The sequence below is a fragment of the Nostoc piscinale CENA21 genome (genome assembly GCF_001298445.1).
Taxonomy (GTDB): Bacteria; Cyanobacteriota; Cyanobacteriia; order Cyanobacteriales; family Nostocaceae; genus Nostoc_B; species Nostoc_B piscinale_A.
This window is the reverse complement of the sequence record NZ_CP012036.1, coordinates 2521414-2545575: the sequence shown is the minus strand read 5'-3', so window position 1 is coordinate 2545575 and position 24162 is coordinate 2521414. Positions and strand designations below refer to the sequence as shown.

Genomic DNA, 24162 nt, shown 5'->3' with positions numbered 1-24162 from the left:
GATTGGATTTTTGCTCAAAAATCTCAAAATTATGGCAAAGCTTACCGTTTGCGGAACTCCTCTAAGTACTTATGTTCGTACTGTTCTATTGTTACTTGAGGAAGCAGGTGTAGACTATACCGTTCAAGACATTGATATTTTCAAAGGTGAAAATCAGTCGCCAGAGTACCTCGCCAAAAATCCTTTTGGTAAAGTGCCGACACTGGAAGTAGATGGAGAAGTAATTTATGAAACTCCAGCAATTACTGACTACCTGAATACAGTCTTTGCCAATAATCAGTTCAGCCCATCAGAACCGATGCTTCAGGCGCGGATGCGCCAGATTATCACAATTATTGACAACTATTTTTATCCTGCTGCGATCAGTAAAATTGTCATTCAACGTCTGATTGTACCAATTCGCGGTGGCAAGCCAGATAAGGAGCAAATACAAAATGCGATCGCACCTGCACAAAAAGCAATACAAGCAATTGAGTCGATAACTGTTGGTAGCCTCTATCTACTCGGTAGCCAGCTAACTATTGCCGATTTTTACCTCATTCCTGTTTTTATCTATCTTTCTCAGACTCCAGAGTATGAGACAATTACTGCTCAAACTCCCAAACTGCAAGTTTGGTGGGATGCAGTTAAACAACTTCCGAATGTGGAAAAAGTCTGTGCATAACCACAGTTAACTAGTAACACCTGATATTCTTACTTGTTCATAGCTTTCTCGGTTGGGTATCTTGCTTGTTGTGCTGTTCAGACAGGCAAGATATCTCTACATTAATAATGCGAAGCATCACATTAACAATGCAAAGCATCACATTAACAATGTGTTAGATCACATTAAAAATGTGAAGTATGGCATTAATGATGTAAAGCATCGCATGAACAATGTCAAGCATTGCATTAACAACGTGAAGCATTACATCATTGATGTAATAAGTAATCATACAGAATTAATTACACACATTCTCTTGCTGTTCCCCGTTCCCCTCTTCCATAAATGAATTTAATTTTGTGAAACTGCTTACCAAATCGATATGAAGAAGCATATCATTCAATACAGTTCAGTTTGGTGTAGTGTTTCAGCAGGAATTTAACTGATAACTGATAACTGTTAATTCAGCAACATACTTTGTAAATCTCTTGCGTCTGAATCAGATGCTTTGAGATAGTGTTTAAACCATCGACTTGCCAATCGTGCTACTTCTTCTAAAGTTCCCGGTTCACCAAACTGATGAGTTGCGCCAGAAATCATCTCTAGTTGTTTGTTGAATGCGGGAATATTTGCCAGTGCATCTTCATTCATAGCAATGATGGGTAAGTCATTACCGCCAACAATTAACAAAGTCGGGGCTTGCACACAAGCTAGGGCTTCACTGACTAAATCAGTTTGTCCACTACGAGAAACAACAGCTTGCACAGCCATTGGACGTGTAGCCGCAGCTAATAATGCAGCACTCGCACCTGTATCTGCACCAAAATAGCCAAGCTTGAGATGACGAGTGCAGGGATTTGCTAACAACCAGTCGGTAACAGCCAATAAGCGGTTGCTGAGAAAGCTAATATCACGGCGAAAATGTTTGGTACGTTGGTCTATGGCTTCTTCTTCTTTGGTAAGTAAGTCTATTAACAAAGTTGCTAGTTTTGCTTCCTGACGTAGTACATGGGCGAGATAATGGTTGCGAGTACTGTAGCGACTACTGGCACTACCATGTGCAAACAATACCAGGCCTTCGGCATTAGCAGGTATAACCAATTCACCTTTGAGCCTGATGTTTGCGAGTTCCACAATGACTATTTGTTCTTCAACGTTGAGTAGTAATGTAGTATTCATAACTTGACCCTGATGATTAATAAAAGTAGATTGAGCCTTTGATTTTGCGTTTTTAGGCGTAAGTTTTATCTGCATTGTTAATTACTGACGGTTTGGCTAGTAAATGCCGTACTTCTGCATCGGTTGTTTGCGAAAAGTCTTCATACCACAGACCGATCGCATACAATGACTCTGGCATCACTAAACAAACTATTTCATCAACTTCTGCTTGTAACTGTTCGCAAGTTGTTGGTGCAGCAATTGGTACAGCTACAATTAGCTGTTGGGGTTGCTGTTGTTTAACTATGGCGATCGCCGCAAGCATGGTTGAACCTGTAGCAATACCATCATCTACTAAAATTACAGTCCGATTTTTGATTTCTGGGAGGGGACGTTCGCCTCGATAAGCGCGATCGCGTCGTTGTAATTCCCACAATTCTTGAGTTGCAACTTTGTCAATTGTGCTACCATCAATACCCAAATTATTGATGACATCATAATTTAACACCCGCACACCACCAGCAGCGATCGCACCCATCGCTAGTTCTTCATGACTAGGTACACCCAGCTTTCTGACTAAACATATATCTAGTGGTGCATTCAGGCTAGTAGCGATTTCATAAGCTACAGGTACACCACCACGGGGCAAACCCAACACTAACAAATCTGGATAGTTAGTATACCCTGTTAGTTTTTTTGCTAACATCTTGCCTGCATCACTGCGATCGCGGAATTTACTTGTCATAATCTCAAGCTCCCGTGGAGAGGGACATCTAGCTGACAAAAAAGAAAAACCTGCCATTGTCTTCACCCCACTTTGCCGAGAGGGTGAAAAGTGCAAATTGCTAGTTCAGCGAAAACTTACTTTCATACAGTTTGATTGATTAAATTAATAGAGATATCTGGAAATTAATGCTCGCCACAGCATCTCAAAATATCTCTTCCTCTCCCCACATATTCAACTTAACTAGCTATCTTGCTGTTTGTGTGATCAATGCTCACAGCAATAAAACTTAATGCTAGTGATGAACATTTTTCACTTGATGATCACATTTTTCTTATACTTTAATAGTATCCCTATCTGAGATTAAGTGTTTCAGATTGATACAAATTACCTAAAAAAATTTTATATGTTTCAACAATATCAGTCGAGTCTATTACTGTAAATATAAAAAAACTGACTTCTGCATTGCGGCGTATTTTCCAACTATTCCATTCAATACATGAACTTGATTATTGATGTCCCTCTAGCAATTAGTTTAGGAGCCGTCCCAGGTGCGCTTAGTCGCTATTACCTCACCATATTATTTGGGCGCTGGTTTGGGCTAACCTTTCCCTATGGCACCTTGTTTATTAATGTGTCAGGTGCTTTTTTGATGGGCTTTTTTGCTACCCTTGTATCCAAGTTTGCGATTTCTTCTACAGTATCTTTGTTAATCGCAGTCGGATTTTTAGGCTCTTATACAACATTTTCAACTTATGCTCTCGACACCTCTAACCTCTTACGCACGAAAAATTATCAAGCTGCATTACTTTACTGGTCTGGAACTCCAATTTTAGGGTTTATCAGTATAGAATTGGGAATTTTATTCGCAAAAATTCTATGAATTGATTGGTCAAGCTATAATTCTTTCTTCCCCTGCATAAATTCAGCTATCTTATTTCCTAATAAAAGACCTAGCAGTGATAATACAGGACTAATGAGCCAGTAAATTAAACTCATTTCTAAACTCTGCTTTTCTAGCAATTTTACTACATCTAATTCATAAGTAGAAAAAGTAGTATAAGCCCCTAAAAAACCAGTGGTGACTACTAGCCGAATTTCAGGACTAATTACAATTAATCTCCCTAACACCAACATCGTAAACAAACCCATCAAAAAACATCCACTGACATTAATTATTAGTGTGCTGTATGGAAATGCTTGTCCAAAAAGCTGAGTGAACCATAACCCCAGATAATAGCGTGAAAGTGCGCCAGCTATTGCACCCAGACTAATACCTAAAGAGTTACGAAGCACCAAATTTTGCAGCATAATCGTTAGAGGTTGTTAGTAAAATATATGACTTAGTGTGAGTGCGATCGCCATCTGACCATGTAAAAACAAAGCGTGTTAAAGCATAGTTTATTTTTAACAAAGCAAATTTAAAAACAATAGAATTGCGTTCTGTACCAAATGTGTACTTATCACAGCGTATAAGTTCTCCAGTATATTTTAGTACTCCTAAGCTAAATTAAAACCTGTAGCTAACAATAGCTGTAATCGTGTAAAAATTTATAGTCATTTTTTATAGCGTTTCTCAGTATAAAGTGTTAAGTTCTTAGTAACATCATAGGTCTGCTACTCATAGCACCAATTGAAACAACGATGGCGATAGTATGGATAGCTGAAAAGCTTACCAATCAACTATTTAACCGTCCCCCATCCCAAATGGTATGACCCAGAGTTTAGCGGCCTTGAGGTCAACGTAAACAAACAACCATCACTCAAACTTACATCTTGCGTAAGTTAGAATTAGCGGAGTTATTAAAAGTGTTATATGATACTGGATTGTAAGTAAATTTCAATAGGCTCTGAGCATCTTAAAAATTGATCAATTTACGCTGGCGACAAAATGTCTTAAATTTTACTTAATCTTGGTATTCTCTAACTATGGATACACTTGCTTATCTGCATTTAGCTGAAAGCTACGAAACCTCTGCAAATTCAGAATTGGCAAATCTCGCGGATTCTGACTTGTGCTATCCAGAACTCAACTGGGTACCAGAAAAGCGTGGAGCGTTCATGCTGTTTCTCTCTTGTGCTTTTGGTCTGAGTTCTTTGGGTTGGAGTAACCCAGCGCAAGCATTAAAAAAAAGGCGAAAAAAAATTCACAAGTAGCATCACTACAACAAAAACTGCAAGCAGCGGGATATTTTAAACAAGCTGTAACTGGATATTTTGGCCCTGTAACAGAAGCTGCTGTCATCAAATTTCAAAAAGCTCACGGCTTAAAAGCTGATGGAGTCGTTGGTTCTCAAACATTAGCTGTACTAGAAGCTGATTTGGGAATAGCTACTCCAGCTGTGGTTAAACCTAAGCCTGCTGTCACTAAAACTACTCAAAGAAAATCATCACCCCCTAGTTCTCAGGTAAGCTCTCAGGTAATTTTACAAAGAGGTGATCTGAGTTATGAAGTGATGGCAATTCAGCGGAAATTAGAAGCAGCAGGATATTTTGACCAACCAATCACCGGAGATTTTAACGCTGCGACAGAAGCAGCTGTCATACAATTTCAGAAAGCGCATGGACTTGTTAGTAATGGAATTGTTGACCATCGGACGTTAACAGTACTAGAATCTGGTGCAAGTATCAAAACAATTACACCGCCCCAGCCTACCACACCTGCTGTAGTCAATTCACCAAAGTTGCGGCCTAATACTTCTATGTTACGCAGAGGTGATATTAGTGCAGAGGTAAAATCTATTCAACAAAAACTGCAAGCATCTGGATATCTCAAACAATCAATTACCGGGTCTTTTGATGCAGCCACAGAAGCAGCTGTACTGAAATTTCAAAAAGAACATGGACTCATTGCTGATGGAATTGTTGGGCCGAAAACATTAGCAGCCATGAAATCGCAATCGATCAAATCACCTACACCTACAGGTCAAAACTCTGTAGTTCCAAATAAATCGAAAGAACTCAAAACTCCCATCAAAAAACCAACTCCCCCCGCACCAAAAACTAACTCCATCAAATTTGCCACCGAACCAACTCAACCCATAAATCAGCCACTACAACTAGAACAACCAAACGACGAAAAAGTATTAGCAGCTGCTGTGTCAGAATATGATTTCGCTCAACCTTGGCAATTAGAAACTAAAGATAATATTCCAAAAAATTCATCCAGTCATTCTCATAAAATGACGCTCAAAAAAACTATTTCTGGTAAGATTTCGCCAAAATCTGTCGTACATTCAGGCAATGGGTTATTTTTTGCCCAAAACATGATGTACAACCATACCATCACTGTTTACAATCGGGAGCATAAATTAGTTAAGGTAATCCCCGATAAAGTTGATTTATCAAAATTTGGTTACTCCAAATTCAAAGGTAATTATCGCGGCGCACCTGTTGAAGCTAGTTTTTCCCAAGATGGTAAGTACGCCTGGATTTCTAACTACCAAATGTATGGGCCAGGATTTAACAATCCAGGTAGTGATAAATGTAGTCCTCAGCAGAAAACAGACAAGAGTTTTTTGTATCGCATTAACACTGATTCTTTAGAAATTGATCATGTGGTTCAAGTTGGTTCAGTACCAAAATTTGTGGCAACAGCTAATGATGAAGGTTTAGTACTAGTTAGTAACTGGTGTTCTTGGGATTTAAGTGTTGTCGATACTGCTAAAAATAAGGAAATTAAAAGAATTCCCCTTGGCCCTTATCCCCGTGGTATAGCAATTGATGCAGCCAATAATCAAGCTTATGTTGCGGTTATGGGTTCTTATGATATTGCCAAAGTTGACCTCAATAACTTCTCAGTCAAATGGTTGAAAAATATTGGTAATGCGCCACGACATTTAAATATAGATCCCACTGGTAAATATCTCTATGCTTCTTTGAATGGAGAAGGAAAAATAGCCAAAATTCAATTACCACAAGGCAAGTTAGTTAATAAAGTCTCTACAGGTAACGCACCACGTAGCATGGTTTTATCAGAGGATGGACAAAGACTTTATGTTGTTAATTACAGTGACAACACAGTTAGTAAAATTCGGACTAATGATCTGAAAGTTATACAAAAAGTGAATGTTGGTGCTAACCCAATTGGCGTTACCTATGACCCACAAACTAGAGAAGTTTGGGTCGCCTGTTATTCTGGTAATATCATGGTATTTCAAGATTAAGTGATTATTGGGGCTAAATTTTAACTGTCTCTTCCTGTGGAGCATTAGTAGCTACAGTAGATAAAAGAGACAGTTTTTTATTCTTATTTTCGGCAACTTATCCAATCAAGCAGTCAGTTTATAGCACTAACACTATAAAATTCATATATTTCCATATATTTCTTTTATAGCTTGTTTGTAAACATCAATATTTACTAGTTAATCAATGTTTTAAGAAAGGTAACACATATATCTTTGCAATACTTAACAAATAAAAATATTATCTTGAAAATCTCTAAAAGACTTAACGGTTTTAAAATCAGGATTTACACGGTTATTTCTGCCATTAAAGTTGCTTAAGATAATGTTAATGAGATTTTAGTGTTATATAGCCATTCCACTTTTAAATAAAAAATAAGTTTAGTTGGGTAACCATTAACGAAAAGTTTGTATTAGATAGGTTTGCTACTAATACAACATTTCCTATTGCTATTTTCTGACTCTGTTCAATCTTACTTAAGGAAGGCTATATATCAATGTCCATAAAATAGCCATATAAAAAAAGAAGGTTGCAAAATTTATTTCGCCAGCTTTTAGATTCTTGGCAAGAGCTATATAGCTAATGTGGATTTGGGCAAGCTGACTTTTGCATTATATAAAAACGGTATGACACACCCGGAACTAATGGTATCAAACAACATCATTCATGAATTTAGAACTTGTACTCAGCTACAATACAACGGTCAGTTAAACATCAAAAGTGCTAAAGGACATCACTGGTCTTTTTATTATCGGCTAGGTCGGATAGTTTGGGCCGCAGGGGGAACTCATCCTTTTCGACGTTGGCGCAGATATATGGCACAATATTGTCCGCAAATAGATGTGGAGAAAATTCAGTTTCGTCAGCAAGATTTTGCCGTTTATTACTGGGATTATCGCCTGTTAGAAATTTTATACAAAAGGCAGAAAATTCATAGAGAACAAATTCAAGCAATTGTCGAAAATACAATTACGGAATTGTTATTTGACTTAGCCCAGCACACAGATTTTGTGGCTTTCAGTTGCGATCGCAACCAGGATACTATTTTAGAAACACCAATGAGTTTCACGAGTGCAGATTTGTCTGTCAAACAGATGCAAGACTCATGGAAAAGTTGGTCAGAAGCTGGCTTGGCAAACTTTTCGCCTGACTTAGCACCGATTCTACGGAGACCAGAACAACTCCAACAACAGGTAAGTCCATCTGTTTACAATAACTTTGTCACTTTGATGAATGGTAAACAGACACTGCGAGATTTAGCTGCAAAAATGAAGCAGAATGTTTTACCTGTAACTCGCTCATTGCTTCCCTACATTCTCAAAGGCATTGTTGAATTAATAGAAGTACCAGACCTACCTTTGTTATCTACTGAAGGTGAAAATAACTCTACTTCTATGCAACCAAAAAACTCTCATATACCATTGGTTGCTTGTGTAGATGATAGTCCTCAAGTCTGTAAAATTCTAGAGGAGATTGTTACCGCTAATGGGTTAAGATTCATCAAAATTCAAGACCCAATCCAAGCACTCCCGACCTTAATTCAACATAAACCAGATTTGATTTTTTTAGATTTAATTATGCCAGTTGCTAGTGGCTACGAAATCTGTACTCAGTTGCGACGCGTATCTGCTTTTGCTAATACACCCGTAATCATCTTAACTGGTAATGATGGTTTATTAGATAGAGTCCGCGCTAAAGTAGTTGGTTCTACAGATTTTCTGACTAAACCTGTAGCTGCGGATAAAGTTATGAGTGTAATTCGCAAATATTTGCAAGTTCAGAAACCTGCAAACGTGACACCGCCTAAATCGCAGAGTAACTCTAACTTAGAAATGTCTTTAGGACATTAGTCATCAAGCCGAAATACTGACTCTGTTCAAATTTACTAATAACTAGTTAGACTGGATATTCCTAAAATAGTTATCCAGATTATTCTAGTGTGTTTATTGATTGCTATTTTTCTGCAACTTGATAAATTGTAACATTTTGCTTCCGGATATTTTTGCAGGAAAATTCAAAATGTAAGTGTTTTTTCTCTAACATTTACAAAAATAATCAACCAAAATTAAATCATTGAAGCAGAATTCAGAAGTCAGCATTCAGGAGCGATGCCCAGCGATTTCCTGAGCTTGTCGAAGGGTCTCGGAGATTCAGACCTATGACTGATTGAATATCGGTAAGTAGTAGATTTGGTTAGTTTTTAAAACTGTTTGTTTATCCACTAGTAGCACAGAATTCTTTTTGAATTCTGGCTGCTAACTCCTGAATTATGTTTCGATGAAGAACTCATATTCATCTATAGATGAATATTGAGATTTTTTGTCTCTATTTGTAAGTGAATCGAGTAGGAAACTTTTATGAATACTGCGTTAATTGTTGAAGATGGTTTGACAGATATGGAAATACTCAGCCGTTACTTGCAACAAGCCGGCTATTCCGTAATTAGTGCCAAAAGTAGTGAAGAAGCCCAAGCCAAGATAGATGGGAAAACGCCAGATGTGATTTTTCTAGATGTAATTTTGCCAGGGAAAAGTGGATTTGAAATTTGTCGAGAACTAAAATCGAATCCGGCGACTAGTAAAATACCTGTGGTTTTTTGTTCAACGAAAAATAGTGATGTGGATAAAATGTGGGGCAATATGTTAGGTGCAGAAGCTTATTTATCTAAGCCAATCGACAAAGAAGAATTGGTAAAAACACTGAAGCAAGTCGTACAATAAAATTGCTTAAATATGTCATTTAATCTATTAGTTAAAACAGTTGACTAATAGATTGATAACTTAAAAATAACTTGTTAAAGGATGAGTTGACGTTGGAAAGCCAGCAAAAATTTTTAGGATTTACCCTAGGTAACAACGATAAAGCAGTCATCTCATTGCAACATATTACTGAAGTTTTACAAGTATCTTTGGCAGATATATGTGGTGTGCCTCAAATGCCTAGTTGTATTTTAGGTATATACAACTGGCGGGGTGAAATGCTTTGGTTAGTTGATTTAGAGGAGATGCTTGGTTATCCATCACTTTTACAAGGAGTGAATTTCCTCTCTAAAATGATGGCAGTGATTTTAGAAATTGATGGCAAAAATATGGGGTTTTTAGTTAGAAACTTGATGGATATTGAATGGGTAGATACTGAACAAATAAAGTTACCTGGGGCTGATGTTTTTTCTCCCAAAGTTTCGGCTTTCACCCAAGGTTACTTTATCAATACCTTGGAGGAAATGGTATTCAACCTAGATGCAGCCGCAATTATGAAATCTCCTATGTGGACGAGCCAGCATTAAACTCAATATTTTAATATTTGTTGCAAATGAAATTTGTTATTTAATCATCAAAATGAGGGATTTTGAAATGACAATTGCGTATCACAATAGTAAAGATAATGAAGAAGTGTTTCCTGAAGTTGAAGCAAGAGAAAATCAAGCTGTTAATAATCTGACTACCAATAATTATCATATTGCTCAAGATTTTAAACTCTGGAGGCAGCAATTACAAGCTATTAGTAATGTTATGCGTCAAGCTAGAGATGTAGATACATTACTGAAACTCAGTGTAGCTCAAATTAGAGAAAAAAATTAATTGCGATCGCGCCTTAATTTATCAATTTACATCTATAGATTCTGGGATTGTTTTGGCTGAATCCAGAACCCTAGGCTGGACACCAACATTAGGTGAAAGCCTTCCCGGAATGTTATTTGGTTTGTATAACAATCAAGATTATTTAGAAGCTGTAGCGATTGAAGATGTCGAGCAAATTCAAGTTACACCTTATCAAAAACAATTACTAGAAAAATTTCAAATCAAAGCAAGTTTAAGTTTACCAATTTTGGTAGGCGGTAAAGTTTGGGGATTATTGGCAGTTAATACTTGCACTCAAGCTAGACAATGGCAAGAAACAGAAATTACATTTCTGTCTCAAGTTACCACAGAATTAGCTTACAAATTCCAGAGTTTTGAATTTCAAAGAGAATTAGACCTGCGAACCCAAGCGAAAAAATCTGTCGCCAAAGTGATTGAGAAGATTATTCGAGTCTCTGACATTGACAAGATATTTCAAGCCACTACTCAAGAAATCAGACAATTATTACGTTGCGATCGCGTGGCGGTGTATCGCTTTTATGATAATTGGAGTGGTGAATTTGTTGCTGAATCAGTTGGTCATGGTTGGGTTAAGCTTGTCGGGCCAGGTATTAACACAGTTTGGGAAGATACTCATCTACAAGAAACCCAAGGCGGCCGTTACCGCGATCACGAAAGCTTTGTCGTAAATGACATTTATAAAGTAGGTCATTTTCAGTGCCATATCGAAATTTTAGAGCAATTTGAAGTCAAAGCTTATGTGATTGTCCCTGTATTTGCTGGGGAAAAATTGTGGGGTTTATTAGCAGCTTATCAAAATTCTGGTACCCGTGATTGGCACGAGTGGGAAGTCAGCTTTTTAGAACAAATTGGTTTGCAATTTGGTGTAGCCATTGCCCATGCAGAGTATCTTGCACAAATGCAAGTGCAATCTCAACAATTAGTGCAGATTGCGGAACAAGAAAAAATCTTAACTAAAATCGTCAACCGCATCCGCCAGTCTCCCGATGTGGAAAGTGTTTTTAGAACAACTACCCAAGAAGTGCGACTTTCATTAAAATGCGATCGCGTGGCTGTTTATCGGTTTAATTCTGACTGGGGTGGTGAGTTTATTGCTGAGTCAGTCGGTAGCAATTGGGTAAAATTGGTAGGGCCAAATATCAAAACCGTCTTGGATGATACTTATCTGCAAGAAACTCAAGGCGGACGATATGCTAGAGGAGAACATTTTGTAGTTAATGATATTTACAAAATTGGGTTAGCTCCTTGCCACATTGAAATTTTAGAACAATTTGAAGCCAAAGCTTATATTATTGTTCCTATATTTTTTGGTGAACAATTATGGGGCTTATTGGCTGCTTATCAAAACTCTGGCAGTCGGGAATGGCAACCTTGGGAAGTTAACTTTTTAAATCAGATAGCCTTGCAATTTAGTATTGCGAAATCACAAATAGACTATCTCGCAGAAGTGCGAGTGAAAACTGAAAAGTTAACTCAGATTGCGGAACAAGAAAAAGCCTTTACTAAGATAGTAAACCGCATTAGACAATGTGTAGATTTAGATGAAATCTTCAAAGTTACAACTCAAGAAGTCCGGCAATTATTACGATGCGATCGCATGGCTGTGTATCGCTTCTCTCCTGATTGGAGTGGTGAGTTTATTGCTGAGTCAGTTGGTCATAATTGGGTCAAACTTGTCGGCATAGATATCAAAACTGTTTGGGAAGATACCCACCTCCAAGAAACCCAAGGCGGAAGATATGCCAAAGGCGAAAGCTTTGTTGTTCATGACATTTATCAAGTCGGACATTCCCCTTGCCACATTGAAATTTTAGAGCAATTTGAAGCCAAGGCTTATGTAATTGTGCCGATATTTTTTGGGGAAAAATTGTGGGGTTTATTGGCAGCCTATCAAAATTCATGCACCCGTGATTGGGAAGAATCGCAAGTTAGCTTGTTAGCCCGGATTGGTGATCAATTGGGATTAGCACTGCAACAAACTGAATCTCTGCAACAACTACAAACACAGTCAGCACAACTAGCAGAAGCCGCCGAACGAGAAAAAGCAGCCAAAGAATTACTCCAACAACGTTCTATTCAACTTTTGATGGCGCTGCGTCCGGCTTTAAATGGTGATTTAACAGTCCGCGCCCCCATCACAGAAGATGAACTCGGCACCATCGCCGATGCTTACAATAATACTCTGCAAGCATTACGACAAATCGTCATTCAAGTACAAGCCGCAGCCCAGCAAGTAGCACAGACTTCGGCTACTAGTAACGCTTCGCTGGCAGGGCTGAATAATTTAGCCCAACAACAGTCTGAAGATATTGCCTCGGCTTTGGGTGATATTCAACAAATGCTAGACTCTACGCAAGCTGTGGTGGCTAATGCCGAATTAGTGCAAGTAGCAGTCCAAAAAGCCAACCAAACAGTAGAGTCTGGTGATATTGCCATGAACTTGACTGTCAAAGCTATTGAAGGCATTCGAGAAACCGTTGCCCAAACTAGTAAGAAAATTAAACGCCTCAGTGAATCTTCGCAAAAAATCTCGAAAGTAGTCAATTTGATTAGCAATTTTGCTACCCAAACCAACGTTCTAGCCCTGAATGCCGCCATTGAAGCAACCCGCGCGGGTGAGTATGGTAAAGGCTTCGCAGTCGTAGCTGATGAAGTGCGTTCTTTATCTCGTCAATCAGCAGCAGCCACAATTGAAATTGAAAAATTAGTGCAAGAAATTCAAGCCGAAACTGGCGAAGTTGCACTAGCAATGGAAACAGGTATTCAGCAAGTCGTTGAAGGCACAAATTTAGTTAGCGAAACCCGGCAAAACTTAAATGCCATTGTTTTAGCAACCGCAGAAATTAGTCAATTAATTCAACAGATTACCGCAGCTACTCAAACTCAAATGGGTCAATCTGAAACTGTGACTAATTCAATGCAAGATGTGGCAGGAATCGCCAATAAAACCTTTGGTGAATCTCAAGAAATTGCTGCTATTCTCCACGATTTATCAGGAATGGCACAAGAACTATTAACAACTGCTAGTCAATTCAAAGTTAATTAATTTAAAGGGAGTAGGGAGTAGGAAAGACAATTTTTTTTAACTCACCACTCCCAATTCACTATTCCCAATTCCTAACTCCCAACACACTACTCCCAATTGCCCCACTATGATTACAGATGCTGAAATTCGTGAACAAGGTTATGTTTATTTCCTAGCAGAAGCCCCAGAGTTATTACAAACAATTGAACAAGAACTTTTAAGTTTAACGGAGGAAGAAGATAAGCGAAAAAATAAAGTTCATACTTTAATGCGAGCGACTCATACCCTCAAGGGTGGTGCTGCTACTGTGGGACTAGAGGCAATTCAAACTATTGCCCATTCCCTAGAAGATGTATTTAAAGCTTTATATAATCCAGATATAGTTATTGATAATGATTTACATACACTTTTGCTGAAAGCTTATGAATGTTTGCGTCTCGCTTTAACCACAACATTAACCAGTAGTGCTGCTAATGTGCAAGAAGTGATTGAACGAGCCACTAATATTTTTACCCAATTGCAAGCTAGACTTGGCGATGATTTCGGCACAGATAATTATATTCCCACTTCACAAGAATTAGGCTTTGATGTTGTCAAGTCAATTTTTGAAGTTGGAGTTCAACAACGCATTGACAATATTACTGAGATTATTAATAATCCTCCAGAAAAATCGGAATTTAGAGATTTTATAACTTCTCAAGCAGAAGTATTTCTAGGCTTGGCTGAATCTTTAGATTTACGAGGATTAGAAGAACTCGCGCAAAAAATCTTGGCGGCGCTACAAGCTGATCCTTCGCAAGCGATGGAAATTGCTGAACTGATGCTGCAAGATTTACAAACAATCCAAACAGCAGTATTCGCAGGCGATCGCACTTGCACTAATCTACTTTCTCCAGCTTGGCAAAACCTTATACCAGTCATCGAGTCAGAACAGTTATTGCCAGAGGTTCCAGATAATTCAACAACTGACAACTTACTACAAACTGCGGCAGAATTCTACCAATTTTTAACTACATCAGGCAACCATAAGCACGAACAAATTCAACCAACAACAGCTAAGTTTTACCTCAAGTTAGTGCAATCTATTTTAAGTTGGTTTCAGCAGCAGCAACAAATACAGCCAGCAAAATTAAATTTATCTTTATTAATTCCTAAATTTGATACAGAGCAGCAAATAAATTATATTGAAACTTGGTTAAAAGAATTTTTAGCTTTCGTGCAGAATCCCGATGATAGTTATAGTCTTTGCCTTTATCGTCATGGCATGATTTTAATTGTACTGCTGGCAATTGCTCAATTTGAGTATGGTAACGATAAAGGTGATAGTTATATTTTGTTAACTCGGTACTTACAAAAACAAATTATCACATTAGCTAAAGAATATAAAAATTATCCCCCTGTAAACAGTCAAGAAAAAAACTGGTTAGAGCATCCCCAATTCCAAAATATTGTAGTTGCAAATGAAAACGCCAACCCCTTAGAGACTGAGACTGAGCATCTTTTAGAATCAATTTGGGGAGGAGAAACTTCAAGTGAGCCAGCAGTAATTATCGATGATCCTGTTCTAGAGCAGCCGAGTGTAGAGGCTGTTACCGAAGTAGTCAGTAATATTCGTGAGCAGTTAGAAGATAAAAGCTCGCCAGTTGTCAAAAGTCAGAAATTTGTCCGTGTTGATGTTGAAGGATTGAGGAACCTTAATTATCTAGCGGGAGAACTGCTCATTTATCACAAAAAGCGCAATCTTTATGATGAACAGATTCAAGAATTGATTGATAAGTTATTACAGCAGATTAATAGACATCAAATAATATTACATCAGTTAAGAGATGTACCACTAAATTTACCTACTGTTACACCTCAGTTATCGCAGAATTTTGCCGCAGTTAAATTTGACTCGCTGGAAATGGATGTGTACACAGAATTTAATTTAGCACTCCACACAGCTATCGAAGAAACTCTGCAATTACAAGAAACCACAGAATCGCTAGATTTAACTGTCAAACAAGCAAATCAAACAACTGATAAACAACAAAATTTAGTTTTTACGATTATTGATAACTTGGTAGAAGCAAGAATGTTACCTTTGGGTGATATTTTGCATCGTTTCCCCCCGATGGTGAAAAAATTAGGCAGTATTTATTATAAAAATGTAGAGTTACAACTTATAGGCACAGATGTATTGGTAGATAAAGCGATCGCCGAGAAATTGTATGAGCCACTATTACATTTAGTACGTAATGCTTTTGATCACGGAATTGAATCTCCACAAATACGTCAAGAACGTGGTAAACCAGAAGAAGGTTTAATTACAATTCGGGCATATCATCAAAGTAGCCAAACTATTATTGAAGTTCAAGATGATGGACAAGGATTGAATTTAGAAAAAATTCATCAAAAAGCAATTGAGATGAAATTAGATATTTCTGGTAACAGTGAATCAGAATTATTAAATTCGATGTTTGCACCGGGATTATCAACCGCTGAACAGGTGAGTAATATTTCAGGACGTGGTATAGGTTTGGATATCGTACGTTCTCAAATCGAAGCTCTTCATGGTTCAATTGCGGTGCAAACTTTACCCCAACAAGGGACAAAATTCACACTTAAAATACCTTTTTCTATGACTACTGATAAATTGATGCTGGTACAAGCGGGAGGCGTGGTTTATGCGCTATTGTTAGACAGCGTAGAAAAAATTATCATTCCGGCTCCGCAACAAATTAAGGAATTTGAAGGGAAAAAAGTTTTATATTGGCATACAGAGCAGAACGAAACTTTAATTGGTTTACATCAACTTTCAGAGCTAATGTCTTATAACTGCTCTGTTGTGAAGAGTAATAGCCTCAATAATCCAGCAACTACTCTTGACACAAAATTGATGAATAATCCTATATTAATCCTCAAAACTCATCAAGGTATTTTTGCCTTAGAAGTTGACCAAATAATTGGCGAACAAGAATTAGTAATTAGACCATTAGGAAATGCGATCGCACCACCAAAATACGTTTATGGTTGTAGTACTTCTGCCAATGGTAATCTCATTTTAGTGATTGATGGCGCTCTCTTATTAGACTCTATTAATCTACCAGCAACACCAGAACTTGTACCCCTACCAATAATTCCTGCTGCTGAATCGGCTTTACCAATAGCCGAAGACTTATCTATCTCGACTCCTGCAAATTCTCCAGCCAGACCATTATCTCAGCAGATAGAAGCTAATTTTCCAGCACCCAAAGTAGTGTTGATTGTTGATGATGCTATTAGTTTGCGCCAAACTCTCTCGTTAACTCTACAAAGAGATGGCTATCAAGTAATTCAAGCACAAAATGGTGTGGAGGCTCTCGAACAGCTACAAAAATATCCCGACATTCAAGTGATTATTTCTGATTTAGAAATGCCGCGAATGAATGGATTTGAGTTATTAACTAACGTTCAGCAAATTCCCAATCTTGCTAAAATTCCTGTAGTCATTTTATCTTCTCGTAGTGCTGATAAACATCGTCAGCTAGCAAAAGAACTTGGCGCAAGAGCTTACTTAACTAAGCCTTATCTAGAGCAGGAATTTTTGTCTACTATTTCATCTTTAATTCAACAAACAAGTGGGTCGAATAATTTGTTAATGGAGTTAACTGTTTAAATCCTCGTCTAAACCCAGTACTGTTTCCTCTGTCTTGTAAAATCTAATTGCCCATTTTTAACCAACTAAAAACTTGATTAACAGTTAATACTAGTGAAATTTCAGGTAACATTGGCAAAATATCATTTCCCTGAAATAACTCTGGTTGCTGTTCTGGTAAAAATACTAAAATACTTAAATCATCGGGGTCAATAAACCACCCCAAACGACTACCAAATTTTAAACAATACAGAATATTACCAATTACTTTGTTTGGTTTTTGTTCTGGGGATAAAATCTCAATTGTCCAGTCTGGCGCTAGTTCAAAGTTATCTGGAACTTCGTCATCAACAGTTAACGGTATTCTGCTCCATATAAATACTGCCACATCTGGTACGATTGAGCGATCGCCAAAGCTACACCTTAATTCAGGAAATGCGTAAGCAATTTTTTTGCGGTTCAGTAATGTCATTAACTGCACTGTATAATTTACCTTGTAAACGGCTATGTCTCCCTTTTGGCATTGATTTCGGAACAATTTCGCCATTAATGTATTCTAAGCTGGGCTTAGTTTCTGGCAGCTTGAGAAATTCTGCTAAGGTGAGAGCTTGAGTTGGAGCAATCTTCATAGCTCTGTAAATTTATGTTGATGTCTCTAAATTTAGTTTAGCGGCTGGGTGTTGGTTCACCATATTTAATCAGAAAGGCGATCGCCACACTCACTGCTAAAATTAATGCCATACTCAATGCTGAACCAAAACCCCAATTTTGGGTTACACCAAGAAATTGATTGTAAACTAACCGCGCCGCAGTCATACTGGAAGCACCACCCAAGAGTTCTGGGTCAACAAAGTCTCCTAATCCTGTAATAAACACTAAAATTGAACCAGCCGTAATTCCTGGGGAAACTTGCGGTACTGTGACTTTCCAAAAAGTCTGTGTTGGGTTTGCACCTAAATCAGCAGCAGCTTCTAGTAACCGCCTGTCTAATTTTTCTAAAGAAGCATACAAAATTAATACCATGTAAGGCAATAAGCTGTAACTCATACCGATAAATACAGCCGGAGTGCGGTTTAGTAATTCTAAAGTAGGTAAACCTAAATTACTCAGAATACTATTGAATAAACCCGTGGGACGCAAAATTGTAATCCAAGCATAAGAACGCAGTAAAGAAGAAGTCCACAAAGGTAAGATAAAAGCTAATAATAGTAAATTGCGCCATTGTTTTGGGGCGATTTGTGCTATCCAATAAGCCACAGGAAAGCCGAAGATTACACAAATTATAGTTGTGCCTAATGCTAACCACAGCGATCGCACAATAACTTGCAAATACAACGGGTCAAATATCCGCAAATAATTCTCTAATCCGCTAGGATTGACTAAATCTCCTGGGCGAATATTGGGAACTAAACTAAGTTGAAAAATGATGATTGCTGGCAGAACTAGTAATAATAATAACCAAATACCTGCCGGGGCTAGTAAGATTAATGGTTGTAAAAAGTTAAATGTAGGGCGATGTACTTTTTTAAAGTCGATAATATCGCCGGATTCATTGATTTGCGGAGAATTTTTGATAAACACAAGCTTATACCATTTTGGATTTTAGATTTTAGATTGGGTAATCTTTCCAGTTAGGCACTAGTTAATTGAGTCCAGTAACGTTCATAAACTTCCTCAAAGTCACCTAGAGGAGTAATACGTTCGCATTTTTCTAAAATGGCGGTTTCGGGGAATAAATTTTTATTAGTTTTGATTTTTTGGGGTAATTGTTCAAACCCTACACTATTCGGAGTAGCAATATTCAAATTTTGGCTAATACTGGCTGCAATTTCTGGTTGCAAAATAAAGTTAATCCAAGCATAAGCCCCATCAGTATTAGGAGAGCTTTTCGGCACGACAATTGTATCAGTCCATAAAGAAGAACCACTGCGCGGAATAACATATTTAAATTTAGGGTTTTCTTGAATGACGCGAATTGCATCGGCTGAGTAACACATTGCTAAGACTAAATCTCCCGCCAGCATTTGATTTTGCCAAGCATCAGTATCGAAAGCAGCGATCGCTGGTTTTAATTGCTTTAATTTGTTATATGCTTTTTGTAGTTCTTCCTCCTCTTTTGAGTTATAAGAATAACCCAACATTCTTAATACTGCACCCATTACCTCACGTACGTCATTGAGTAAGGTCATTCGCTTATTGAGTATCTCTTGATTTTGCCAGAGATACTCCCAATCTACTGGGGCTTTGGGCAGAACTTCAGAATTATAAATTAAACCTGTTGTTCCCCAATTAAATGGTAAACTGTAGCGGTTATTGGGGTCGTAACTAGGGTTTTTAAATTGCGGAAATAAATTATCTAAACCATTGAGGCGATCGTGATTTAATTCGATTAAGAGATTTTTTTCAACCATCTTCTGTACCATATAGTCAGATGGATAAATTACACTGTAAGCACCACCACCTCCGGCTAAGATTTTGGCTAACATCACTTCATTAGAATCATAAGTATCCACCAACACTTTCAACCCAGTTTGAGTGCTAAAAGTTTGGATTAATTTTTTATCTGCATATTGTGTCCAAGTATAAAGGTACAATTTATCATTTTTACTCGATTGTGTTGCCGCCCGCACATTGGCTAATCTCCAACCACAACCAGTTAAGGATAAGCTGGAAAATGCTATTAATTTCTGTAAGAATTTTCTTCTATTTGTCATTTTTTATTTGTCATTTGTTCTATGTCTGGGAAATATTGCCTATTGATTTTAAGTATGAGTTTAACTTTATGTGCTAATTCATTAATAAGAATTATTTATCTGCGTCCATCTGCGTTCATCCTCTTCAATCGGCGGTTAAATTTATATTGCTGTACTTCACCACTGTGAGAACAGTTATAGTTGACATTAGTTCAAATCTATATTTAGATTGCAAGATAATTTTCCATGATATTTACTGAATTGCCCTTCAACAAATAACCAATGACAAATGTCAAATGATCATTGACTATTGACTAATAGCCAAACAATCACTTTCAGCCCATAAAACATAAATTGGTGTATCTCTGTCTGGCAAATTACCAAAGGTATTGGGTTGGAGAACATTGATATTTATGCCATTGGTTAATTCCACCACATAAGTAACATGAGTTCCTAAATACATGACGTTAACTAGTCTGCCTTCAAAGCAGTTAGTTGGTAAATTGGGTGGATAGATTGATAGTTGAATTTTTTCGGGACGCACACTCACCACTACAGATTGAGATAATTCGATGGGTGTATCTTCATAGCGGGTGACGATAATTTTGAGGCCTGTTTTTGTGACGACTTGGATACATTCAGCCTCGACGGCGGCGATTTCCCCACTAAATAAATTGGTATCACCAATAAAATCAGCCACAAAAGCAGTTTGGGGGTGTTCGTAAATTTCGCTGGGTGTACCAATTTGCTCAATTTTGCCTTGATTCATCACCGCAATGCGATCGCTCAAAGACAATGCTTCTTCTTGGTCATGAGTCACTAAAATAAAGGTTAAGCCTAACTTTTGATGTAAGTTAGATAACTCAACTTGCATTTCTTTCCGCAGCTTTAAATCTAACGCGGCTAAAGGCTCATCCAACAGCACTACAGCCGGATGATTTACTAACGCCCTAGCTAATGCTACCCTTTGCTGTTGACCACCAGAAAGTTGATTGGGAAAGCGCGATCGCAAACTTTCCATTTTGACGAGTTTTAAAGCTTCTGTCACTCGATTTTCAATTTCAGATTTGCGGAGTTTTTTTTAATTGCAGTCCAAAGGCGATGTTATCCCAAACATTCAAGTGATTGAACAGCGCGTAACTTTGAAATACAGTATTGACTGGGCGGCGATAAGGCGGAACATTTGTCATCGCTTGACCTTGAATCAATACCTTACCCGCATCCGCAGTTTCAAATCCAGCAATTAAACGTAATGTTGTTGTCTTGCCACAACCAGAGGGGCCTAAAATACTAAAAAACTCCCCTTTGCGGACATCCAAATCGATTCCATGTACGGCTGGTTCTTGCTTGAAGAACTTAAACACGTTACGCAGTTCCACATCTAGTGGCTGAAACGACGTAATCCCCCTCTGATTCTGCACAACAGATTGAGCCATAATCCTCAGTAGAATGCTGTGATTTAACCTGATTGTTTCCGTGAATGTAGCCTATTAAGCAGACTTAAAAAACACTTTGGTTTATTGTATCCGCCAAAAACCCCAGATCGGGAATATACGTTGGTGATTGTTACAAGCTTAATATCAAGAGTGAATTTTGGGCATCCTATAGCAAGTGTTGGGAGTGCGGACTAGAAAGATTATTCAACCTCAAATCTAAAATCTAAAATTATTTGTCTTATGGCGTTATTTTCATCACCCTTATCGAACAGCAGAAAAGATACACGGACTGTTGGACGCGGTATTCAATCAATATTTTTAATTGGATTCACTTTATTGACTCTGGCTGGAATTGAAGCACGATTAGCATATTTACAAATCGTCGAAGGATCTCAACTGCGAAAACGTGCCGAATCTAACCGCGTTCGCACCATTCTCAAACAACCAGAACGCGGTAATATTTTTGACCGGAATGGCAAGTTATTAGCCACTACCAGATATCCCCATTCTGTATATTTGTGGCCGCTGGCCCACACTAAACCATCTTGGTCGGTAGTCGCGCCACGATTATCAAAAATTCTGGGTATTTCCCAAGAAGAAATGGAAAAGAAACTAGATGCAGCTGGCGCTAACTCGGCTTCCTTGATTCGGATTGCGCGTGATGTCAGCGAAGCCCAAATTACAGCGTTAAAAGAGTATGAAAGCGAACTAAAAGATGTGGAAATTAACACAGATGCAGTACGCTACTATCCACATGGTCAAGAATTAGCCCATGTACTGGGTTATACACGAGAATTGACCCCTGAACAGTTAAAAGATAAGCAGAAAGAAGGCTACCGTCTGGGTGATGTGATTGGTCAGATGGGCATAGAAAAGGCTTATGAGACTACCTTACGCGGCGAATGGGGTGGTCAACAAGTGGAAGTAGATGGTGCAGGTCGCCCAATCCGCATTTTGGGTGAAAAACAAGCTAAATCTGGCAAAGATTTACACTTAACTATAGATTGGGAACTGCAAAAAGCCGCAGACAAAGCTTTAGGTAAGTATCAAGGTGCAATTGTCGCCATTGATCCCAGAAATGGTGCAGTTTTAGCAATGGTGTCTCATCCTGATTTCGACCCGAATATTTTTTCTAAGCAAAAACTCTCCGAGAAAGATTGGGAAAGTGTTCAAGGAAAAGACCATCCTCTAGTCAATCGCGCTTTAAGTGCTTTTCCGCCTGCGAGTACGTTCAAAATTGTCACCACAACGGCGGGTTTGGAATCAGGTAAGTTTTCCCCTGGAACAGTGCTGCAAACCTATGGTTCCTTAACTGTTGGTGGTGTAACTTTTGGTGAATGGAACCATGCAGGATTTGGGCCTTTGGGATTTCCCAGGGCGATCGCTATGAGTAGTGATACATTCTTTTATCAAGTTGGTAAAGGTGTTGGTGGCCCGACTTTAATTGCATGGGCGCAGAAGTACGGTTTCGGTCAAAAAACTGGCATTGAGTTCCCCAGTGAAGAAACGAGAGGTTTGGTTCCAGATGAAAACTGGAAACAAAAAGCTTGGAAGATACCTTGGACTGTGGGTGACACAATTAATATGTCCATTGGTCAAGGTGCTTTGCAGGTGACACCACTGCAATCAGCGATTATGTTTTCTGTTCCCGCCAATGGAGGATATCGTGTCAAGCCCCATTTATTGAAAGATAACGAAGAAGCAAAAAGTTGGCGCGAGTCTTTAAATATGAAGCAGTCAACTATTAACGTTCTCCGCGATGGACTGCGGAAGGTAATTACAGAAGGGACAGGAAAACGCTTAAATCTGCCAACAATTGCCCCTGCTTCTGGTAAGAGTGGTACAGCCGAGGCTGGTGTTGGTCGGCCTAATCATACTTGGTTTGGTGCTTATGCCCCAAGCGATCGCCCTGAAATTACCGTTGTCGCCTTTGGGGAAAATTCCGGGGATCATGGTGGTACAGTCTGCGGCCCAATGGTTTTACAGGTATTGGAAGCATATTTCCAACATAAATATCCAGGTAAATACCAAAAACCAGAATCAGCTAATTCTCAAAACGCTAGTGGTGATAACAGCGACTAATACTAAATTGGTCATTGGTCATTTGTATTCACAAAGAACAAAGAACAAATGACCAATGACAGTCTCCAGCAGAAAATTAGCACTCAAAGGAGAGTGAAGATGAAAAAAGTAGCAGTATTTGGTAATGCTGGCGGTGGTAAATCAACTCTCAGCCAGAAATTATCCCAGATCACTGGTTTACCACTTCACGTCTTAGACAAGATTAAATTTCAACCAGGCGGTGCTGAAGTTTCTCAAGAAGATTATCAGCACACCCATCAGCAAATTTTAGCTACTAACCGATGGATTATTGATGGCTTTGGCAGTATGGAAACCCTCTGGCCACGCTTGGATGAAGCGGATACTCTGGTTTATGTTGATTTACCGCTATATGTGCATTTTTGGTGGGTCACAAAAAGATTGATCACAGGTTACTTTCAACCGCCAGAAGGCTGGCCACAAAATAGTCCAATCTTCAAGAGTTCCTTGAGTAGCTACCGCGCACTTTGGTTATGTCATAAATATTTAACCCCAAAATATCGTGAGTACACCAAGCAGGCTCAAAGCACTAAAAATGTCTATCACATTCGCTCAACTCAGCAGATTTCGCAGTTTTTGGAACTAATTGAACATCAGGCTAAGTTGAAAGATATACACTAACTTTAGCGTAGACGCTTTAGCGGCTTCGCCTGCTACAGACCAACTCTTAGAAATTTTCCTTTTGATACGATTCTAAAATTCCACTGCGAATCATCAACTTTGGCCAAATAAACACAAAAAAGCCCATCCAAATGAGTACAGGAATTGACACAAAAATTGTTAACCAAATAATTTTAAATAAAAACCAACTACCACTAATCAAGATTACAGATGTCAAAACTATAGACCAAGGTTGACACCACCAAGGTTTATAATCCCAAGGATTTAAAGGCTTTTGTTCAGACATAAAACATTATAGACTGCGTAAATTGAACAGGGATGTGAGGCTAGGGATTAGAGTTGTTCAGAACTCAATACTT

General features: G+C 38.3%; 16 protein-coding genes and 4 pseudogenes. 12 read left to right on the top strand and 8 right to left on the bottom strand.

Features of this window, described 5'->3' with window-relative positions:
• Positions 1 to 31 precede the first annotated feature (31 nt).
• Complete coding sequence (locus ACX27_RS11195; RefSeq protein ID WP_062292114.1) at positions 32 to 664, top strand: glutathione S-transferase family protein; 633 nt, start codon at positions 32 to 34, stop codon at positions 662 to 664.
• 438 nt (positions 665 to 1102) lie between these two features.
• On the opposite strand, the gene ACX27_RS11190 is transcribed toward ACX27_RS11195, so the two are convergent.
• Both ACX27_RS11190 and ACX27_RS11185 read right to left on the bottom strand, forming a co-directional pair.
• Positions 1103 to 1822, bottom strand: coding sequence for a dienelactone hydrolase family protein (locus tag ACX27_RS11190; protein WP_062298290.1), 720 nt, complete (start codon positions 1820 to 1822; stop codon positions 1103 to 1105).
• Positions 1823 to 1874: 52 nt separating this feature from the next.
• Complete coding sequence (locus ACX27_RS11185; protein WP_062292110.1) at positions 1875 to 2546, bottom strand: phosphoribosyltransferase; 672 nt, start codon at positions 2544 to 2546, stop codon at positions 1875 to 1877.
• Between the two features lie 478 nt (positions 2547 to 3024).
• Between ACX27_RS11185 and crcB (ACX27_RS11180) the strand changes: the two genes are divergently transcribed.
• On the top strand, positions 3025 to 3408 hold the full coding sequence (crcB, locus tag ACX27_RS11180) for a fluoride efflux transporter CrcB (protein ID WP_062292108.1): 384 nt from the start codon (positions 3025 to 3027) through the stop codon (positions 3406 to 3408).
• Positions 3409 to 3422: 14 nt separating this feature from the next.
• On the opposite strand, the gene crcB (ACX27_RS11175) is transcribed toward crcB (ACX27_RS11180), so the two are convergent.
• On the bottom strand, positions 3423 to 3836 hold the full coding sequence (gene crcB, locus ACX27_RS11175; protein ID WP_062292104.1) for a fluoride efflux transporter CrcB: 414 nt from the start codon (positions 3834 to 3836) through the stop codon (positions 3423 to 3425).
• A gap of 618 nt (positions 3837 to 4454) precedes the next feature.
• On the opposite strand from crcB (ACX27_RS11175), the gene ACX27_RS11170 reads away from it, so the two are divergent.
• The 8 genes and pseudogenes from ACX27_RS11170 to ACX27_RS11140 all read left to right on the top strand — a co-directional run bounded on the left by ACX27_RS11170 (position 4455) and on the right by ACX27_RS11140 (position 16974).
• On the top strand, positions 4455 to 4682 hold the full coding sequence (locus ACX27_RS11170) for a hypothetical protein (RefSeq protein ID WP_062292102.1): 228 nt from the start codon (positions 4455 to 4457) through the stop codon (positions 4680 to 4682).
• Positions 4649 to 4777: pseudogene (locus tag ACX27_RS35695) on the top strand (peptidoglycan-binding domain-containing protein); the annotation flags it as partial. The gene ACX27_RS11170 and the pseudogene ACX27_RS35695, both read left to right, overlap by 34 nt.
• A gap of 90 nt (positions 4778 to 4867) precedes the next feature.
• On the top strand, positions 4868 to 6691 hold the full coding sequence (locus tag ACX27_RS11165; protein WP_144427443.1) for a peptidoglycan-binding protein: 1824 nt from the start codon (positions 4868 to 4870) through the stop codon (positions 6689 to 6691).
• 645 nt (positions 6692 to 7336) lie between these two features.
• Positions 7337 to 8560 (top strand): response regulator, encoded by a 1224-nt coding sequence (locus ACX27_RS11160; RefSeq protein ID WP_062298288.1) that lies wholly within the window; start codon positions 7337 to 7339, stop codon positions 8558 to 8560.
• 507 nt (positions 8561 to 9067) lie between these two features.
• Positions 9068 to 9430 carry a response regulator transcription factor gene (locus ACX27_RS11155; protein ID WP_062292096.1) on the top strand — a complete coding sequence of 121 codons (363 nt, stop codon included), beginning with the start codon at positions 9068 to 9070 and terminating at the stop codon, positions 9428 to 9430.
• A gap of 92 nt (positions 9431 to 9522) precedes the next feature.
• Positions 9523 to 9996 carry a chemotaxis protein CheW gene (locus ACX27_RS11150; protein ID WP_062292094.1) on the top strand — a complete coding sequence of 158 codons (474 nt, stop codon included), beginning with the start codon at positions 9523 to 9525 and terminating at the stop codon, positions 9994 to 9996.
• Positions 9997 to 10063: 67 nt separating this feature from the next.
• Positions 10064 to 13358 (top strand): annotated as a pseudogene (locus ACX27_RS11145) (GAF domain-containing protein).
• A gap of 106 nt (positions 13359 to 13464) precedes the next feature.
• Positions 13465 to 16974 (top strand): hybrid sensor histidine kinase/response regulator, encoded by a 3510-nt coding sequence (locus ACX27_RS11140; RefSeq protein WP_062292091.1) that lies wholly within the window; start codon positions 13465 to 13467, stop codon positions 16972 to 16974.
• A gap of 43 nt (positions 16975 to 17017) precedes the next feature.
• Here ACX27_RS11140 and ACX27_RS11135 read toward each other — a convergent pair.
• The 4 genes and pseudogenes from ACX27_RS11135 to ACX27_RS11120 form a co-directional block, all read right to left on the bottom strand.
• A pseudogene (locus ACX27_RS11135) lies at positions 17018 to 17582 on the bottom strand (Uma2 family endonuclease).
• A gap of 37 nt (positions 17583 to 17619) precedes the next feature.
• On the bottom strand, positions 17620 to 18492 hold the full coding sequence (locus tag ACX27_RS11130; RefSeq protein ID WP_418006835.1) for an ABC transporter permease: 873 nt from the start codon (positions 18490 to 18492) through the stop codon (positions 17620 to 17622).
• A gap of 92 nt (positions 18493 to 18584) precedes the next feature.
• Positions 18585 to 19667, bottom strand: coding sequence for a polyamine ABC transporter substrate-binding protein (locus tag ACX27_RS11125; RefSeq protein WP_062292088.1), 1083 nt, complete (start codon positions 19665 to 19667; stop codon positions 18585 to 18587).
• Positions 19668 to 19953: 286 nt separating this feature from the next.
• Positions 19954 to 21082: pseudogene (locus ACX27_RS11120) on the bottom strand (ABC transporter ATP-binding protein).
• Positions 21083 to 21322: 240 nt separating this feature from the next.
• On the opposite strand from ACX27_RS11120, the gene mrdA reads away from it, so the two are divergent.
• Together mrdA and ACX27_RS11110 are read left to right on the top strand one after the other, a co-directional pair.
• Positions 21323 to 23164 carry a penicillin-binding protein 2 gene (mrdA, locus tag ACX27_RS11115; RefSeq protein WP_062292086.1) on the top strand — a complete coding sequence of 614 codons (1842 nt, stop codon included), beginning with the start codon at positions 21323 to 21325 and terminating at the stop codon, positions 23162 to 23164.
• A gap of 99 nt (positions 23165 to 23263) precedes the next feature.
• Positions 23264 to 23803 carry a P-loop NTPase family protein gene (locus tag ACX27_RS11110; RefSeq protein WP_062292084.1) on the top strand — a complete coding sequence of 180 codons (540 nt, stop codon included), beginning with the start codon at positions 23264 to 23266 and terminating at the stop codon, positions 23801 to 23803.
• A gap of 46 nt (positions 23804 to 23849) precedes the next feature.
• On the opposite strand, the gene ACX27_RS11105 is transcribed toward ACX27_RS11110, so the two are convergent.
• Positions 23850 to 24089, bottom strand: coding sequence for a DUF6737 family protein (locus ACX27_RS11105; RefSeq protein WP_062292081.1), 240 nt, complete (start codon positions 24087 to 24089; stop codon positions 23850 to 23852).
• Positions 24090 to 24162: the final 73 nt, after the last annotated feature.